The sequence below is a fragment of the Bosea sp. RAC05 genome (genome assembly GCF_001713455.1).
Classification (GTDB): domain Bacteria; phylum Pseudomonadota; class Alphaproteobacteria; order Rhizobiales; family Beijerinckiaceae; genus Allobosea.
Map to the genome: position 1 here is coordinate 426728 of NZ_CP016464.1, position 16391 is coordinate 443118.

15 protein-coding genes are annotated in these 16391 nt (G+C 68.2%); 11 read left to right on the forward strand and 4 right to left on the reverse strand.

All coding sequences use genetic code 11. The features are described 5' to 3' along the window. Nucleotides 1–3 precede the first annotated feature (3 nt). A complete protein-coding gene (locus BSY19_RS05520) occupies nucleotides 4–1458 on the reverse strand; it encodes an AMP nucleosidase (protein ID WP_069053268.1) in 1455 nt (484 codons plus the stop codon). A 170-nt stretch (nucleotides 1459–1628) separates the two neighbouring features. Here BSY19_RS05520 and BSY19_RS05525 point away from each other — a divergent pair, with 170 nt between their 5' ends. Beyond that, nucleotides 1629–2111 (forward strand): DUF1579 domain-containing protein, encoded by a 483-nt coding sequence (locus BSY19_RS05525; protein WP_069053269.1) that lies wholly within the window; start codon nucleotides 1629–1631, stop codon nucleotides 2109–2111. A 29-nt stretch (nucleotides 2112–2140) separates the two neighbouring features. Next, nucleotides 2141–2572, forward strand: coding sequence for a VOC family protein (locus BSY19_RS05530; RefSeq protein WP_069053270.1), 432 nt, complete (start codon nucleotides 2141–2143; stop codon nucleotides 2570–2572). 105 nt (nucleotides 2573–2677) lie between these two features. Here BSY19_RS05530 and ubiB read toward each other — a convergent pair whose 3' ends face one another. Then, nucleotides 2678–4234, reverse strand: coding sequence for a 2-polyprenylphenol 6-hydroxylase (gene ubiB, locus BSY19_RS05535; RefSeq protein ID WP_069053271.1), 1557 nt, complete (start codon nucleotides 4232–4234; stop codon nucleotides 2678–2680). A 40-nt stretch (nucleotides 4235–4274) separates the two neighbouring features. Continuing rightward, the gene (gene ubiE / locus BSY19_RS05540) at nucleotides 4275–5087 is read right to left on the reverse strand and encodes a bifunctional demethylmenaquinone methyltransferase/2-methoxy-6-polyprenyl-1,4-benzoquinol methylase UbiE (protein WP_083247413.1); all 813 of its coding nucleotides are present in this window, start codon (nucleotides 5085–5087) and stop codon (nucleotides 4275–4277) included. Nucleotides 5088–5149: 62 nt separating this feature from the next. Between ubiE and mutM the strand changes: the two genes are divergently transcribed. Then, on the forward strand, nucleotides 5150–6049 hold the full coding sequence (mutM, locus tag BSY19_RS05545) for a bifunctional DNA-formamidopyrimidine glycosylase/DNA-(apurinic or apyrimidinic site) lyase (protein ID WP_069053273.1): 900 nt from the start codon (nucleotides 5150–5152) through the stop codon (nucleotides 6047–6049). A gap of 20 nt (nucleotides 6050–6069) precedes the next feature. On the opposite strand, the gene BSY19_RS05550 is transcribed toward mutM, so the two are convergent. Then, on the reverse strand, nucleotides 6070–6621 hold the full coding sequence (locus tag BSY19_RS05550) for a lipocalin family protein (RefSeq protein WP_069053274.1): 552 nt from the start codon (nucleotides 6619–6621) through the stop codon (nucleotides 6070–6072). Nucleotides 6622–6915: 294 nt separating this feature from the next. On the opposite strand from BSY19_RS05550, the gene BSY19_RS05555 reads away from it, so the two are divergent. The 8 genes from BSY19_RS05555 to BSY19_RS28560 all read left to right on the forward strand — a co-directional run bounded on the left by BSY19_RS05555 (nucleotide 6916) and on the right by BSY19_RS28560 (nucleotide 16387). Beyond that, nucleotides 6916–7917 carry a hypothetical protein gene (locus tag BSY19_RS05555; protein WP_069053275.1) on the forward strand — a complete coding sequence of 334 codons (1002 nt, stop codon included), beginning with the start codon at nucleotides 6916–6918 and terminating at the stop codon, nucleotides 7915–7917. Nucleotides 7918–8035: 118 nt separating this feature from the next. Further along, nucleotides 8036–8809, forward strand: coding sequence for an enoyl-CoA hydratase (locus BSY19_RS05560; protein ID WP_069053276.1), 774 nt, complete (start codon nucleotides 8036–8038; stop codon nucleotides 8807–8809). A gap of 7 nt (nucleotides 8810–8816) precedes the next feature. Beyond that, the gene (locus BSY19_RS05565; RefSeq protein WP_069053277.1) at nucleotides 8817–9812 is read left to right on the forward strand and encodes a threo-3-hydroxy-L-aspartate ammonia-lyase; all 996 of its coding nucleotides are present in this window, start codon (nucleotides 8817–8819) and stop codon (nucleotides 9810–9812) included. A 183-nt stretch (nucleotides 9813–9995) separates the two neighbouring features. Next, nucleotides 9996–10262, forward strand: coding sequence for a 30S ribosomal protein S20 (gene rpsT / locus BSY19_RS05570; RefSeq protein ID WP_069053278.1), 267 nt, complete (start codon nucleotides 9996–9998; stop codon nucleotides 10260–10262). Nucleotides 10263–11021: 759 nt separating this feature from the next. Further along, complete coding sequence (gene dnaA, locus BSY19_RS05575; RefSeq protein WP_236840476.1) at nucleotides 11022–12581, forward strand: chromosomal replication initiator protein DnaA; 1560 nt, start codon at nucleotides 11022–11024, stop codon at nucleotides 12579–12581. A gap of 150 nt (nucleotides 12582–12731) precedes the next feature. Further along, entirely contained in the window at nucleotides 12732–13847 is a 1116-nt protein-coding gene (dnaN, locus tag BSY19_RS05580) for a DNA polymerase III subunit beta (protein WP_069053279.1), read from the forward strand. A gap of 13 nt (nucleotides 13848–13860) precedes the next feature. After that, nucleotides 13861–14988, forward strand: a complete 1128-nt coding sequence (gene recF, locus BSY19_RS05585; protein WP_069053280.1) for a DNA replication/repair protein RecF — start codon at nucleotides 13861–13863, stop codon at nucleotides 14986–14988. Between the two features lie 73 nt (nucleotides 14989–15061). Beyond that, a complete protein-coding gene (locus BSY19_RS28560) occupies nucleotides 15062–16387 on the forward strand; it encodes a methyl-accepting chemotaxis protein (protein ID WP_269466158.1) in 1326 nt (441 codons plus the stop codon). The last annotated feature ends 4 nt before the right edge of the window (nucleotides 16388–16391 follow it).

The window sequence follows — 16391 nt, forward strand, 5'->3', positions numbered from 1 at the left end:
GCTCTACCGGAACGGCGGCTCGTCGAAGCTGCGCAGCTTGCGCGAATGGATGGTCGAGCCAGCCTTCTTGAGCTTTTCGAGCGCTGCCAGTCCGATCCGCAGGTGCTCGCTGACGGCGCGCTCGTAGAAGGCGTTGGCCGCGCCCGGCAGCTTGATCTCGCCATGCAGCGGTTTGTCGGAGACGCAGAGCAGCGTGCCGTAGGGCACGCGCAGCCTGTAGCCCTGCGCCGCGATCGTGCCCGACTCCATATCGACCGCGATGGCGCGCGAGAGGTTGATCCGCCGGCGCTCCTTGGTCCAGCGCAGCTCCCAGTTGCGGTCGTCCTGCGTCACGACCGTTCCGGTGCGCAGGCGGTTCTTGAGATGGTCGCCCTTCTCGCCCGTCACCTCGGCGGCGGCCTCCTGCAGGGCGACCTGCACCTCGGCCAGGGCGGGGACGGGCACGTCCGGCGGCACCAGCTCGTCGAGGATGCCGTCCTGGCGCAGATAGGCATGGGCGAGGACATAGTCGCCGATGATCTGCGTCTGCCGCAGGCCGCCGCAATGGCCGACCATCAGCCAGCAATGCGGGCGCAGCACGGCCAGATGGTCGGTGATGTTCTTGGCGTTGGAGGGGCCGACGCCGATGTTGATCAGCGTCACGCCCTGCCCGTTCTTGCGCAGCAGGTGATAGGCCGGCATCTGGAAGCGGTGCCAGGGCGCCGACATCACCCGTTCCGCCGCGCTGACATCGATCCCGTCGCGCTCGATCCGCACCCCGCCCGGCGTCACCAGCGCCTGTGCCGTGCCGGCCTCGATCTCGGCCAGCCCCAGCCGCACGAACTGGTCGACATAGCGGTGGTAGTTGGTCAGCAGCACCCAGGGCTGCACCGCCCGCCAGTCGGTGCCGGTGTAGTGCACCAGCCGGCGCAGCGAGTAATCCACCCGCACCGCGTCGAACAGCGAGAGCGGCCGCGGCTGCCCCTCGACGATGTCGAAGGTGCCGTCGGCGATCTCGTCGCCGACCAGCGAGAGCAGCGGCGTCGGGAAATGCCTGGCGAGTTCGGCCGCCGTGACCTTGCCGCGGCCCAGTTCGTCGCCGCCGTCGAGCGCATAGGGGTAGGGAATCTCCTGATCACTGACGCCGGTCTCGATCGTCGCGCCGTATTCCTCGACCAGGGGCTGAAGCTGGTCGAGCAGATAGGCGCGGAACTCGGCCGGCTGCGTGATCGTGGTCGAATAGACGCCGGGCGCCGCGAACTTGGCATAGCCGCGCCGGGTCGCGGCGGGCAGCTGCGACGGCTCATAGGTCACGCGCAGCAGCGGGTAGCGGTAAGCCGCGCGCTCGCCGGGCGTCGGCGCCTGCCCCGTGTCGAAGAAGCGCTGCAGGTCGCGGCGCAGCGCCGCCCGGGCCTCGCCATAGAGATGTTCGAGCCGGTCGATCGCGGCGGCGGGATTTGCGGCTGTCTCGAACGTCATGGGCGGGAGCGTCCTTTCGTTCGCACGAGCTTTAGCCGCGGGCTGCCTCGCGTGACAACTGCCGGCGGCTGACAGGGGCCTCGGCTTGACTCGAAGATCACCGCCCATTACTAAACCGATTAGTTAACTTAAGCCGAGCCCGAGAACGAGGCTACGAGGAGGAGATGCCCATGTTCGCAAAGCCGCAGAAGGAACATGACTGGCTGCAGCAGCTCGTCGGCGAATGGACCTCGGAGATGGACTGTGCCATGGGGCCGGACCAGCCGCGGCAGAAATCCAAGGGCCGGGAAACCGTGCGCTCGCTCGGCGGGCTCTGGACGCTCGGCGAAGGCGAGGGCGAGCTGCCCGACGGCACGACCGGTAGGACCTTGATGACGCTGGGCTTCGACCCCGCGAAGGGCCGCTTCGTCGGCAGCTTCATCGGCTCGATGATGACGCATCACTGGCTCTACGAGGGCACCCTCGACGAAGCCGCCAACGTGCTGACGCTCGAATCCTCGGGCCCGAACATGATGGGCGACGGCGCCATCATCCCCTATCGCGACGTCATCACCCTCGTCTCGCCCGATCACCGCATCCTGGCGTCCTTCATGCCCGACGGCCAAGGCGGCTGGAGCGAGTTCATGACGGCTCAATACCGCCGCATCGCCTGATCGCCAGCTTCCGTCCGCAGGAGAGACCGATGAAGATCGCCCCCTATCTGATGTTCGACGGCAACTGCCGCGAGGCCTTCACCACCTATGAAACCATATTCGGCGGCCGGATCGTCGCCATGATGGACCATCGCGGCACGCCGGCCGAAGCCCATGTCGCTGCGCACTGGGTCGACAAGATCATGCATGCCTGCCTCGAGCTCGACGGCCAGATGCTGATGGCCTCCGACGCCCCGCCCGAGCGCAGCGATGGCCCAATGCGCAGCGTCTCGGTGTCCGTCAACGTCCCCAAGATCGCCGAGGCCGAGCGCCTCTTTGCCGCCCTCTCCGAGGGCGCGATCATCCAGATGCCGATGGAGGAAACCTTCTGGGCGCCCCGCTTCGGCATGCTGCGCGACCGCTTCGGCACGAACTGGATGATCGGCGCCGAGATGCCTGCGGACAGGGCGAACTGCGGGTAGCTCCACCGTCATTGCGAGGAGCGCAGCGACGAAGCAATCCAGGGACGCCGAGCGTGCACTGCTGGATTGCTTCGCTACGCTCGCAATGGCGGGGGGCCTGCCTCCCTACCCCAGCACCGCCCAGGCGAGCAGGCCTGCGATGACCCAGAGCGCCCAGTTGCCCCAGCGGTTGCGCTGCGCCTCGGCGCGGCCGATCGCGGCCACGCTGCGTTCGTCGAGCGAGAAGCCATGGCGCGAGGCGTCCTCGAGCTGGCCGAGCACGCGCTCGGCCCGGGTCACCGTCTCCGGCAGGCGCGACAGGCTTCCCAGCAGGGAACCGGCCCCGCGCCCGGCTTCCTGAACCCGGCCGAGCGGGCCGAGATTCTGCGTGATCCAGTCGCGCACCACCGGCTCGGCCGTGCTCCACATGTCGAGATGCGGATCGAGCGTGCGGGCGACGCCCTCGACCACCACCATGGTCTTCTGCAGCATGACGAGCTCGGTGCGCGTCGCCATGTCGAACATGCCGGTGATCTCGAAGAGCAGCGTCAGCACCTTCGCCATCGAGATCTGGTCGGCGCTCTTGTCGTGGATGGGCTCGCCGACGGCGCGGATCGCCTGGGCGAAATCGGCGACGTCGTGATGAACAGGCACATAGCCGGCCTCGAAATGCACCTCGGCGACGCGGCGGTAATCGCGGGTGATGAAGCCCAGCAGGATCTCGGCGAGGAAGCGCCGCTCTTTCAGGCCGAGCCGCCCCATGATGCCGCCATCGACCGCAACCAGCCGGCCCTGCGCATCGACGAACAGGTTCCCGGGATGCATGTCGGCATGGAAGAAGCCGTCGCGGATTGCATGCTTCAGGAAGGACTGGATGACGATCCGCCCCAGCGCCGGCAGGTCATGGCCGGCGGCCTTCAGTGCCTCGACATCCGACAGCCGGATCCCGTCGATCCACTCGTCGACCAGCATCTCGCGTGCGGTCAGCTGCCAATCGGGCTGGGGCACGCGGAAATCGGCGTCGTCCTTGGTGTTCTCGGCGAATTCCGACAGAGCGGCGGCCTCGAGCCGCAGATCCATCTCCATCGTCACCGAGCGCGCCAGCGTCTCGACCACGCCCGTGAAGCGCAGGCGCCGCGCCTCGGCCGAGCGCCGCTCGGCCAGCTCCGCGCCGAAGCGCATCGCGCCGAGATCACGCTGGAAACGGTCGCGGATGCCCGGCCGCAGCACCTTCACCGCGACCTCGCGGCCATCATTCAGCCGGGCGCGGTGGACCTGAGCAATCGAAGCGGCGGCCACCGGCTCGCCGAAGGCGGCGAAGACCTGCTCGACCGGCCGGCCATGGGCAGCCTCGATGATGGCGCGGGCCTGCGCCATCGGGAAGGGCGGCATCCGGTCCTGCAGGGCCGAGAGGTCGGAGGCGATCTTCATGCCAACCACGTCCGGCCGCGTCGCCAGGAACTGCCCGAACTTCACATAGGACGGACCGAGCCGGGTCAGCGCCGCGGCGAGCCTTGTCGCCGAGGTGCCGGCCTCGTGCCGCTCGATCAGCCGCCCGATCCGGATCAGCCCGCGCGCCAGCGGCGGCAGCACGGAGGGGTCGACCAGGGCGAGCGCCCCCTCGCGCGCCAGAACGAAGCCGACGCGGGCGGTGCGCGCGAGATGGAAGAGCGAGGAGATCATGGGGCAGCCATGAGGGCTGCGGACGGCACGAGGCGCTCCCTCACAGCTTCCAGCCCGAATGCAGCGCCACGACGCCGCCGGTCATGGCTGTGAACTTCGCCCGGCGGAAACCGGCGGCCTCGATCATGCCGGCGAAGGCCTGGGGGCGCGGGAACTTGCGGATCGACTCGACGAGATACTGGTAGGGCTCGGCCTCGCCGGTCACCATCCGCCCCATCGGCGGGATGACGTTGAAGGAATAGGCCTCGTAGACCTTGTCCAGCAGGGGCACGTCGACATGGCTGAATTCGAGGCAGAGGAACCGCCCGCCGCGCTTGAGCACCCGGTAGGCCTCGGCCAGCGCCTTGTCGATGCGCGGCACGTTGCGGATGCCGAAGGCGATCGTATAGGCGTCGAAATGGTTGTCGGGCAGGCCGAGTGCCTCGGCATTGCCCTGCACGAAGGCAATGCGGTCGTCGTCGGGGAAGCGCTTGGCCGCCCGGTCGCGCCCGACGCTCAGCATCTCCGCGTTGATGTCGAGCACCGTGACCTGCGTCTGCGGTCCGCCGGCCTCCAGCACCGAGAAGGCGACGTCGCCGGTCCCGCCGGCCACGTCGAGATGGCGGAAGGGCCGGTCCTTCGGCGGGTTGATGGCGGTCAGCAGCGCGCTCTTCCAGGCCCGGTGCAGCCCCGCCGACATCAGGTCGTTCATCAGATCGTAGCGGCCGGCGACCTTGTGGAAGACGTCGTCGACCTTGGCCTGCTTCTCGGCCAGCGGCACGGTCTCGAAACCGAAATGGGTGGTGTCGGAAGCTGCTGTCACGATCGGTCCGATCCTGTGCAATCTGTCTTGTCTTTGCCTGGGGCGATGCATAGCCAAACGAGCGGGGCTTGTCGCGGCCCCTCTCGACGCAGGCCGACCGGAGAGTGAGTGAAATGCCCGAGCTTCCCGAGGTCGAGACCGTCCGGCGCGGGCTGGAGCCCGCCATGCTGGGCGAGACGCTGCAGCGGGTCGAGCAGAACCGGCCGGATCTGCGCTTTCCGCTGCCGGAGCGTTTCGCCGCGCGCCTCACCGGCCGGCGCGTCGAGGCCCTGTCGCGCCGCGCGAAATATCTGATCGCCGATCTCGACGACGGGCAGGCGCTGATCATGCATCTGGGCATGAGCGGGCGCTTCGTCGTCGAGGCGCCAGGCACCCCGCCGGTCGAGCCGGGGGCCTATTACAACGAGATCGGCCGGCATCTGATCCACGACCATGTCGTCTTCCACATGGGGTCGGGGGCCCGCATCACCTATAACGATGTCCGTCGCTTCGGCTTCATGGATCTCTTGCCGCGCCAGGAGCTTGAGACCTGCAAACACTTCGCCGGCATGGGCATCGAGCCGCTCGGCAACGAGCTTTCCGGCGAGACGCTGGCCCGGCTCTTCGCGGGCAAGTTCGCGCCGCTGAAAGCGGCCCTCCTCGACCAGCGCCTCGTCGCCGGCTTGGGCAATATCTATGTCTGCGAGGCGCTGTTTCGCGCCGGCCTCCATCCTGAGGCCGAGGCCGGCTCGATCGCCACGCCGACCGGCCGGCCGCGCCCCGCGGCGCATGCGCTGGCGCAGATCATCCGCGAGGTTCTGGAGGAGGCGATCCGGTCGGGCGGCTCGACCCTGCGCGACTTCGCCCATGCCGACGGCTCGCTCGGCTATTTCCAGCACCGCTTCAAGGTCTATGACCGCGAGGGGCAGCCCTGCACCGCGCCGGGCTGCGGCAGCCTCGTCACCCGGCTGGTCCAGTCCGGCCGCTCGACCTTCTATTGCGAGACCTGCCAGCCTCGCGCGCCGCGGCGCTGAGACCAAGCGCAGGGCCGGCCTCAGCGCCGGGGCAACTCCGGATATTCCAGCTTCGACACGTCATAGCCGAGCGCGGCGGCGCGCTGGACGAGCTGGCGGCGCAGCGCCGGGCTCATCTTCGGGTCGCGCACGAAGATGTAGAGATAGGTGAAGGTCGGATCGGCCGAGATGAACCAGCTGTAGTCCTGGGCGCGGTCGAGGATCCAGTAGTCGCGCACGATCGGCACGACGCCGAAGAGCGTGTAGGTCACGCGCAGCTTCGCATTGGTGCCGGGGTCGAGGATCTCGCCCGGCCCGCCGATCGTCTTGAGCTCTCCCGCGAGCGTTCCCATCCGGCAGGAATCGAGCACATCGATCCGACCCTGCGCGTCGCGCCTGTAGGCGGTCGTCGCGAAAACGCAGCCATCGGTCAGAGCCATCGGCCGTCGCGCGAATTCATGCCAGAGCCCGGTATAGAGCCGCTCGACCGCGACCGGCTTGGCGGGCTGCGGCGCACTGCTGCTCTGGAGACCCGCTGAAGCACAGCCGGCGAGCAGGAGCCCGGCGAGGAGGGCGATGATCGGGGCGCGCATCAGGGAATCCTCCGGCGGGATCGGTGGCTGTCCCGACAATACGCGCTCGGCCCCCTGCCGGATCCATGACCCCCCTGTGCCGACCGGATGACGCAGTTGGAGGTTCGGTTCTCGTCTCTGAAGCCGCAGGGGAATGCGCTTCCGGAAACGTTATTTCGTCGGCTGATACAATACAGATGTGTGAACATGGCGGCCGGATGAACCGGCTGTTCCCTGCGAGACATCGCTGGTGGCTTCTGTGTAGTTTACTCCACGGACCGCGACACAGATATCGGCGGTGATGGGGGGCGGACAATGAGCTTGAACGTCAATGGCCAGATCATGGCCGACGACATCTTTGCCGTGAAGAAGCTCGATACGCACCGCCCGGTCTATCTCCTGGTCGGCGCGATCGAGAAGATCGTGGTCAAGCGTGACAACACCCCCCAACCCAATGATCCGCGCAACATGGTCCATGCGCTGCGCAACATGCGGGCCGTCGACCGGACGATGGCGACGCGGCCCCTGACGCCGAACGAACTCAGGGAGATCGCCCGCTTCGTCGCAGGCGAGAAGGGCGACGAGAACCCCTTTGGCGGGGGGGATTACACCGCTCTCGACGACCTCGAGAGGGATCTGCAGCCTGCGGGCGGGGTGAGCTGGGTCAAGACGAACTTCTTCGAAGGCCTGATCAATCTGGAAGGCGCGGCCGCCGAGGCGCGTGACAAAGCCAACAAGAGCGGCGTCCGTGCGATCGCGGCGGCGCTGACGGCGCCGGGCGGGCTCGAAAAGCTCGGCGCGATCCTCGCCATCGATGCCTTCAACGGCAATGACGATCGCTTCGACTTCAGCAATCAACCGGTGGTCAACCCGGGGCTGCGCCGCCTGACCAATCCCGGCAATGTGGGGTTGTGTCTGCAGCACAACGTCATGCGGCCCGTCGGCATGGACGCCTATGCCGGCGCGGCCGAATTCCGTTCCCTCGACAAGGCCGGCCAGCCCGACCGCGGATGGTCGGGATACCGTCTCAAGGACGACCAGCGCGGTTGGCGGCAGCGCTTCTGTGAGGAGGTCGCCGCCGACATCGAGACCATGCTGGGGCCGCGCAACCGCAAGATCCTCTTCGCCGCGACCAACCGCCTGCCCAAGAACGCAGGCCAGCGTCTCGCGACCGGCATGGATCAGGGCATCGCGAAGCTCAAGGCGACGCTTCGGACCATCGGCGACCCGCGCCGGGCCCCGCCCGGCCTGATCGGCCGCATGGTCGCACTCGGCTGGGCCAACCCCGCTCCGCCGCCCGGGCTGCCGCGCCGCTAGGCCGCCCGCCCTGCTGGCGCGGCGCGTTCCGTCGACCGCGCCGTGCGATCCTGCGCATGGACCCTGCCTGCGCGCCCGGCTAAACCTCTTGCCCGCAGAGCAGATCCGGGAGGGCGCCATGGCTTACGAGACCATTCTCGTCGAAACGAAGGGCAAGGTCGGGCTCGTCACGCTTAACCGCCCCCAGGCGCTGAACGCGCTGAACGGCCAGCTCATCGCCGAGATCAATTCGGCGCTCGACGGCTTCGAGCGCGACCCCGGCATCGGTTGCATCGTCCTGACCGGCTCGGAGAAGGCCTTCGCCGCCGGCGCCGACATCAAGGAGATGCAGGATCGCACCTATCCGGAGACCTATCTCGACGACAAATTCGCCGACTGGGACCGGATCGGCCAGCGCCGCAAGCCGATCATCGCCGCGGTCGCGGGCTTCGCGCTGGGGGGCGGCTGCGAACTCGCCATGATGTGCGACTTCATCATCGCGGCCGACAATGCGAAATTCGGCCAGCCGGAGATCAATCTCGGCGTCATCCCGGGTGCCGGCGGCACGCAGCGGCTGACCCGCGCGGTCGGCAAGGCCAAGGCGATGGATCTCTGCCTCACCGGCCGGATGATGGACGCCACCGAGGCCGAGCGCGCCGGGCTCGTCGCCCGCATCGTGCCGCTCGCCGATCTGATGACGGAGGTCATGAAGGCCGCCGACTCGATTGCCGCCAAGTCGCTGGCTTCCGTGCTGATGGCCAAGGAGACGGTCAATCGCGCCTTCGAGGTGACGCTGGCCGAAGGCGTGCGCTTCGAGCGCCGGCTCTTCTCCTCGCTCTTCGCCACCCACGACCAGAAGGAAGGCATGGCCGCCTTCGCCGAGAAGCGCAAACCCGCCTTCAAGAACAGCTGAGACCGACATGACCCTCACGATCAAGAGCCCGGACGGTCTCGTCCTGCCGGGATATGCCGATGTCGAGGCCGCCGCCGCGCGGCTCAAGGGCGTCGCCCATCACACGCCCGCGCTGACTTCGCGCACCGCCAATGAGCGCACCGGCGCCAATCTCGTCTTCAAGCCCGAGAACCTGCAGCGCATGGGCGCCTTCAAGTTCCGCGGCGGCTACAACGCCATCGCCGCGCTGTCGCCGGAGCAGAAGAAGGCCGGCGTCGTCGCCTTCTCCTCGGGCAACCACGCCCAGGCCATCGCCTATGCCGGCCGGCTGCTCGGCGTGCCCACGACGATCATCATGCCGCTCGATGCGCCCGTGGCGAAGGTCGCCGCCACCCGCGGCTATGGCGCCGAGGTCGTGACCTATGACCGCTACACCCAGGACCGGCTCGCCATCGGCCGCGAGCTGGCGCAGGCGCGCGGCCTCTCGCTGATCCCGCCTTATGACCATCCCGACGTCATTGCCGGGCAGGGCACGGCCGCCAAGGAGCTGATCGAGGATGCGGGCCCGCTCGACATGCTGCTGGTCTGCCTCGGCGGGGGCGGGCTGCTCGCCGGCTGCGCGCTCGCGGCCAAGGCGCTGAACCCGACCTGCCGCATCTTCGGCGTCGAGCCGGAGGCCGGCAATGACGGCCAGCAATCGCTGCGCTCGGGCAAGATCGTCCGCATCGACGTGCCCAAGACCATCGCCGACGGCGCCCAGACGCCGTTCCTGGGGGACTACACCTTCCCGATCATCCAGGCGCTGGTCGAGGACATCGTCACCGTCAGCGACGCGGCGCTGGTCGATGCGATGCGCTTCTTCGCCGAGCGGATGAAGCTCGTCGTCGAGCCCACCGGTTGCCTCGCCGCCGCCGCGGCCTTCACCGGTGCCGTGCCGGTCGCGGGCCAGCGCGTCGGCGTCATCATCAGCGGCGGCAATGTCGATCTCGGCAGCTATGCGCGCTTCCTCGCGCCCGCCGGCTGAAATCGCCGGCTCCCCAGCAAATGCGCGTTGACGTCGCGCCAGCTTGCGACTATACGCCTCCCACTCGCGACGGCCTGCGCAAGCACTGGCCATCGCTCGCGGATTTCCATCACGGTAGCGATCGTGTTCCGCCGGCATCATGCCAGGCGCCCGGTCGCGATGCAGAAGACGAGGACGTATCCGATGGCCAATACGACGTCGGCCAAGAAGGCGACGCGCAAGATCGAGCGCCGCACCGAGGTCAACAAGGCGCGCCGCTCGCGGATGCGCACCTTCCTGCGCAAGGTCGAGGAGGCGATCGCCTCCGGCGACAAGGGCGCCGCTGCCGAAGCTCTGAAGGCCGCTCAGCCGGAGATCATGCGGGCCGCCCAGAAGGGCATCGTCCACAAGAACACCGCCTCGCGGAAGGTCTCGCGCCTGGCTCATCGGATCGGCGCTCTCGCCTCCTGATCTCGCTCGCGCGAGCGTTCGAATTCGACCCTGAAAAGCCCGGCCTCGTGCCGGGCTTTTTCGTTGGATCGATGCCGGCTTGTTGCGCTTCTGCCACATCGGAACGATCGTCGAAAACGCCCCCGCGGCAAGGCGATTCCGCAACGTTTCCGACCCTTTACGGGCTTGACTCTATCTACCCTTTGAGGGCGCGGAATTGGCCTTGCGGCCCCCTGGAGCCGCGCAGGGAAAGCGCTGATTTCTCAAGCTGTTAGCGGGCAAAGCATCGCGCCTTCGGGAATCGCGGCGACTCCGGGGCACTCGATCCGGCATGCGAAAAAAAAAGAATCGCGGGCCCGACTGCCCCGTCCGAATGAAGAAAATCTTAAGTTCCCCAACCAATTGCGAGCCGGCTGCCGGTTGGTCAGTAGGGCCCGTCCGGGGGGTGACTCTCGGGCATCGCGAAGAGGACGTATTGCCCCCCTTCGAGAGCGCCCTGTAAGGTCTTTTTCAACGCCGGACGGACAGCGATGGCCACCCGGTGTTTCCACAAGATGAACGCTCTTTGGCTCGCGACCCGGAGGTTGGAGGATGCGGCTCTTTGTCTTCTGAGATTGAGATGAAGTGCGGTTTCGTCCTGCGACGAGCCTTGAAAGCGTAATCGATCAGATTGGATCGGGGGAAGCCCGCGGACGGTCACGTTTGCGGGAACCCTGAGCCATGACCGGAAAGAACAGCTCCGGTCCGGTTCGCCTCGCGGCGGACGGATCAGGCGCGGGCATGACTGAAGAAATGGGGCAGACGATGTTCGAGCGGCGGCGGATGGACGAAACGGTGGAGGTTGTGTCGGCGTTGAGCGTGGTGGTTGCGGTGGAGCAGGCCCGGCCGGTGGAGCGGGAGGCGGTCGCGTTGCAGGCGAGTTCGGCCGAGGCCTGGGACCGGGTGCGGCGGCGCCTGCGGGCCGAGCTCGGCGAGGATGTGTTCTCGAGCTGGTTTGCGCGCGTCGAGCTCGGCAACATCGTCGACGGCGTGGCCTATCTCACTGTCCCGACACGCTTCCTCAAGAGCTGGCTGGAGGCGCATTATGCCGAGCGGCTGCGGGTCAACTGCATGGCCGAACTGCCGGGCCTCAACGGCATCATTCTGTCGGTGCGCCCGGTCTCCCGCGAGCTGATGCAGCAGCCGGCCGAGATCGTGCCGCTGCGCGGTCGCCAGCCGGCGCCGGCCCCCGCCGCCGAGCCCAAGCCCGTTCAGCCCGGCGCGGCCCCGGCCGAGGCCGGCGAGCGCGATCTCGTCGACGCCTGTGGCACAAGCCTCGACCGGCGCATGAACTTCCAGGCGTTCATCGTCGGCAAGTCCAACCAGCTCGCCTTCGCCGCCGCCGAGCGCATCGCGGCGGCCCCGGCCGGCAGCAGCCCCTACAATCCGCTCTACATCCATGCCGGTGTCGGCCTCGGCAAGACGCATCTCCTGCAGGCGATCGCCCAGGAGGCGCGCAGCCAGGGCAAGCGCGTCGCTTATTTCACCGCCGACCGCTTCATGTACGGCTTCGTCGCCGCGCTGAAGTCGCAGACCGCGCTCGCCTTCAAGGAGAAGCTGCGGGGCATCGACCTCCTCGTCGTGGACGATGTCCAGTTCATCCAGGGCAAGTCGATCCAGCAGGAGTTCGGTCACACGATCAACGCGCTGATCGATGCCGGCAAGCAGATCGTCGTCGCCGGCGACCGCATGGCGAATGATCTGGAGGCGCTGGACGAACGCATCCGCTCGCGGCTCGGCGGCGGCCTCGTGGTCGAGGTCGGCGATCTCGACGAGGCGCTGCGTGCGAAGATTCTCGGGAACCGGCTGGAGACCCTGCAGGCGGCCCATCCGAACTTTCAGGTCCATCCGGACGTGATCGCCTATGTCGCGCGCGTCGTCGCCACCAATGGCCGCGATCTCGATGGCGCCGCCAACCGTCTGCTCGCCCATGCGACGCTGTCGGGCCAGCCGGTCTCGCTCGAGACGGCGGAGGCTGCGATCCGCGATCTGGTGCGCACCCGCGAGCCGCGCCGCGTCAAGATCGAGGACATCCAGAAGCTCGTCGCGACCCGCTACAATGTCAGCCGGGCCGACATCCTCTCCGAGCGCCGTACGGCCGCCGTGGTCAAGCCGCGCCAGATCGCGATGTATCTGGCCAAGGCGCTGACGCCGCGCTCCCTGCCGGAGATCGGGCGTCGCTTCGGCGGGCGCGATCACACCACGGTGCTGCATGCGGTCCGCAAGATCGAGAAGGCGATCGCTGAGGATCGCTCGCTGCATGACGAGGTCGATCTCCTCAAGCGCATGCTGCAGGAGTAAGGCGCCCGCTACCGGCTTTCGCAGCGCGTCATTTTGGCTGTGGTTGCCGGCGCGGTGCCCTTGCGCCCTGCGCTGGCCTCCGGCAATGTCGCGGGCCATTCATGAGGCTCGCGCATTCGCTGCGGGCGCAGAGACGCCAGAAGACTGAAAATGAAGGTCACTGTCGAACGCTCCACCCTGCTGAAGTCGCTTGGCCATGTGCATCGCGTCGTGGAGCGCCGGAACACGATCCCGATCCTGTCGAACCTGCTGCTGAGCGGGACGGAGGCGGGGCTGAAGCTGAAGGCGACCGATCTCGACATCGAGGTGGTCGAGACGGTCGCGGCCGACGTGCCCGAGCCGGGCGCCACCACGGTTCCCGCTCACACCCTCTACGACATCGTCCGCAAGCTCCCCGACGGGGCCCAGGTCTCGCTCGAGACCACCGGCGACACCGGGCTCGTCCTGCGCTCGGGCCGCTCGCGCTTCCAGCTCCAGACCCTGCCCGAGAGCGATTTCCCCGACATTACCGCCGGCGAGATGGCGCACAGCTTCAGGCTGCCGGCCGGCGAGTTCAAGCGCCTGATCGACAAGACCCAGTTCGCGATCTCGACCGAGGAGACGCGCTACTATCTCAACGGCATCTATCTCCACACCATCGATGTCGACGGCCGCCCGATGCTGCGTGCGGTGGCGACCGACGGCCACCGCCTCGCCCGCGTCGACACCGCCGCGCCGCAGGGCTCGGTCGGCATGCCCGGCGTGATCGTGCCGCGCAAGGCTGTCGCCGAGATCCAGAAGCTGCTGGAGGACGGCGAGAGCGAGGTCACGATCGAGCTCTCCGCCACCAAGATCCGGGTCGCCACCGCCGCGGTGGTGCTGACCTCGAAGCTGATCGACGGCACCTTCCCCGATTATCAGCGCGTCATCCCGAGCGGCAACGACAAGCGTCTGACCGTCGACAAGGGCGATTTCGCCGCCTCCGTCGATCGCGTCTCGACGATCTCGTCGGAGCGTGGTCGCGCCGTGAAGCTTTCCATGGCCGATGGCCGGATGACGCTCTCGGTCACCAACCCCGATTCCGGCTCGGCGACCGAGGAGATCGAGGTCGACTATGATTCGAGCCCGCTCGATATCGGCTTCAACGCGCGCTACCTGATGGACATCGCCGCCCAGCTCGACGGCGACACCGCCCTGCTCAAGCTGGCCGATCCGGGCTCGCCGACGGTCATCCAGGATCGCGAGGGGGCTTCCGCGCTCTATGTGCTGATGCCGATGCGCGTCTAGGCGTTCTCCCGCCGTGGCCGCCGTCGCGCGCCTGATCCTGCAGGATTTCCGCTCCTACGAGGCCCTCGATCTCACGGTCGGGGGCCAAATCGTTGCGCTCGTCGGAGAGAACGGCGCAGGCAAGACCAACATCCTCGAGGCCCTCTCGCTCTTCACGCCGGGCCGCGGCCTGCGCCGGGCCGACCTCGCGGAGATGGCCCGCCAGGAGGGTGAGGGCGCTTTCGCCGTCTCGGTGGCATTGGCGCAGGACGGGGCCCGGCTCGGGGTTGGGCTGGGTCCGGCCGACATGGAGGGCAAGCGCGCGCGCCTCGCCCGCATCGACGGCGTGTCCGCGGGCTCGGCGCTCGCCTTCAGCGAGCACCTGCGCGTCGTCTGGCTGACGCCGGATCTCGACGGGCTGTTCCGCGGAGCCGCCGGCGACCGCCGCCGCTTCCTCGACCGGCTGGTGCTGGCGGTCGACCCCGCCCATGCGACCCGCTCGAACGCGCTCGAACGCGCACTGCGCTCGCGCAACCGCATCCTCGAGGAGAGCCCGCACCAGACGCAGTGGCTCGATGCGGTCGAGCGCGAGATCGCCGAACTCGGCGTCGCGGTGGCCGCCGCCCGCGCCGAGACGGTGGCGAGGCTTTCGGCCATCATCGCCGAGAGCCGCGACGAGGCCTCGCCCTTCCCCCATGCCGGAATCGCGCTCTCGGGCGAGATCGACCTCCTGGTCGCGCGCCACGCCGCTCTCGACGCGGAGGATGGCTATCGCGACCTGCTGCGCCAGGGCCGGGCCCGCGACCGCGCCGCCGGGCGCACGCTCGCCGGCCCGCAGACCTCCGATCTCGAGGTCCGCCACGGTCCCAAGAACATCCCCGCCGGCCAGGGCTCGACCGGCGAGCAGAAGGCGCTGCTGATCGGCCTCGTCCTGGCCCATGCGCGGCTGGTCGCGGCGATGAGCGGGCTTAAACCCCTCGTCCTGCTCGACGAGATCGCCGCCCATCTCGATCCGCGCCGCCGGGCGGCGCTCTATGAGGGCCTGATGGCGCTCGGTTGCCAGGTCTGGATGACAGGCGCCGACCCGACGTTGTTTACCGATCTGCCGGCGGGGTCGCAGCGGCTCGCCGTCACCGCCGGCCGGATCGAGGATCTCGCCTGAAGCGTGCAAGTCCCGGCGGACGCGGCGTCATGGTTGATCGGCGGTTAACCATTTTATGCCAGTGATCGCGGCCATGCAGCCTTCACGGACGATGTTTTCGGCGTCGGAGAAGGAGATCGCGAGCCGCTTGCTGGCCGTGCTCTCCCCGCATTTCGGCGCGTCGATCGACCAGCTCCAGGGCATCCAGACAGGGCTCGACAAGCGCGAGAGGGATCCCGAACTCCGGCAGGACGAGCTGACCAAGTACAGGCTGCTGTTCGGGCTGGAATTCGGCGAGGCATACATCGCCGCCAAGCAGCGCATCGTGGCCCGGGCCAACCGCAACGGCATCGAGCTGTCGGACTATCCGCTGTTCTTCCTGGCCGATTTCTCGCACTTCCTGCCCGTCATCGTCGCGAAGTGGAAACGCCGCTGGGGCAAGGTCGACACGGCCTTGCAGGTCTTCGCCAAGCTGATGCTGACCGACATGAGCTATTCGATCGCGCAGTTCGACGGGGCGATCGAGGCCCGCACCGCGGATCGGCTCCGGCAGGTCGAGCAGGCCTTTCGCAACGGCATCGCCGAGCGGATCTCCGCCATCGAGCTCAGCCTGGGCGATGTCTCGGGCTTTTCGACGCAGATGTCGGCCAAGGCCGGCCAGACCCTGCGCGCCGTGGCCGAAACCCAGCGGCGGCCCGAGCAGGTGGCCGCATCAGTGATGGAGATTGTCGCCGCCACCCGCTCCTTCGGCGCCTCCTGCGCGGACATCTCGGTCGAAACCGCGCAGTCGAGCCGGGCCGCCGACCAGGCAGAGGCCGGTTGCGAGGGGATCGCCGGCAATGTCGCCATGCTGCGCCAGGCGAACAGCCGCATCGGCCATGTCGTCGAGCTGATCCGCAGCCTCGCGGCGCAGACCAATCTGCTTGCCCTCAACGCGACCATCGAGGCGGCCCGGGCCGGAGAGGCGGGCCGCGGCTTCGCCGTGGTCGCCGCCGAGGTCAAGTCGCTCGCGACCGCGACCAATCAGGCGACCGAGACCATCCGGCAGGGCATCGAGGAGGTCGTTACGGCGAGCCAGGCGATCGACGAGGCCGTCGGCCAGCTGGCCCAGACCGTCCTGGCCATGCAGACGAGCGCTCGCCTCGTCGCGGCGTCGACGGCCGATCAGCATGGCCGCATCGAACTGGTCGCGGCACAGGCCGAGACGTCGTCGCTCGGCGTCGATGCGATCGCCCGCCATGCGGCGCTCGTCGAGGGTCTGGCCGGCGAGGCCGCCACGCTGGCGACGCAGACCGATGATCGGGTCCAGGCCGCTCTGGGCCGCGCTCAGGAACTGGAACGCTCGATCGCCGGGTTCCTCGGCGAGATCGCCCAGGTTCGCGCCGAGCGCAACGGGCCGGTCATCCGCGACGCGGGCTGAGCGG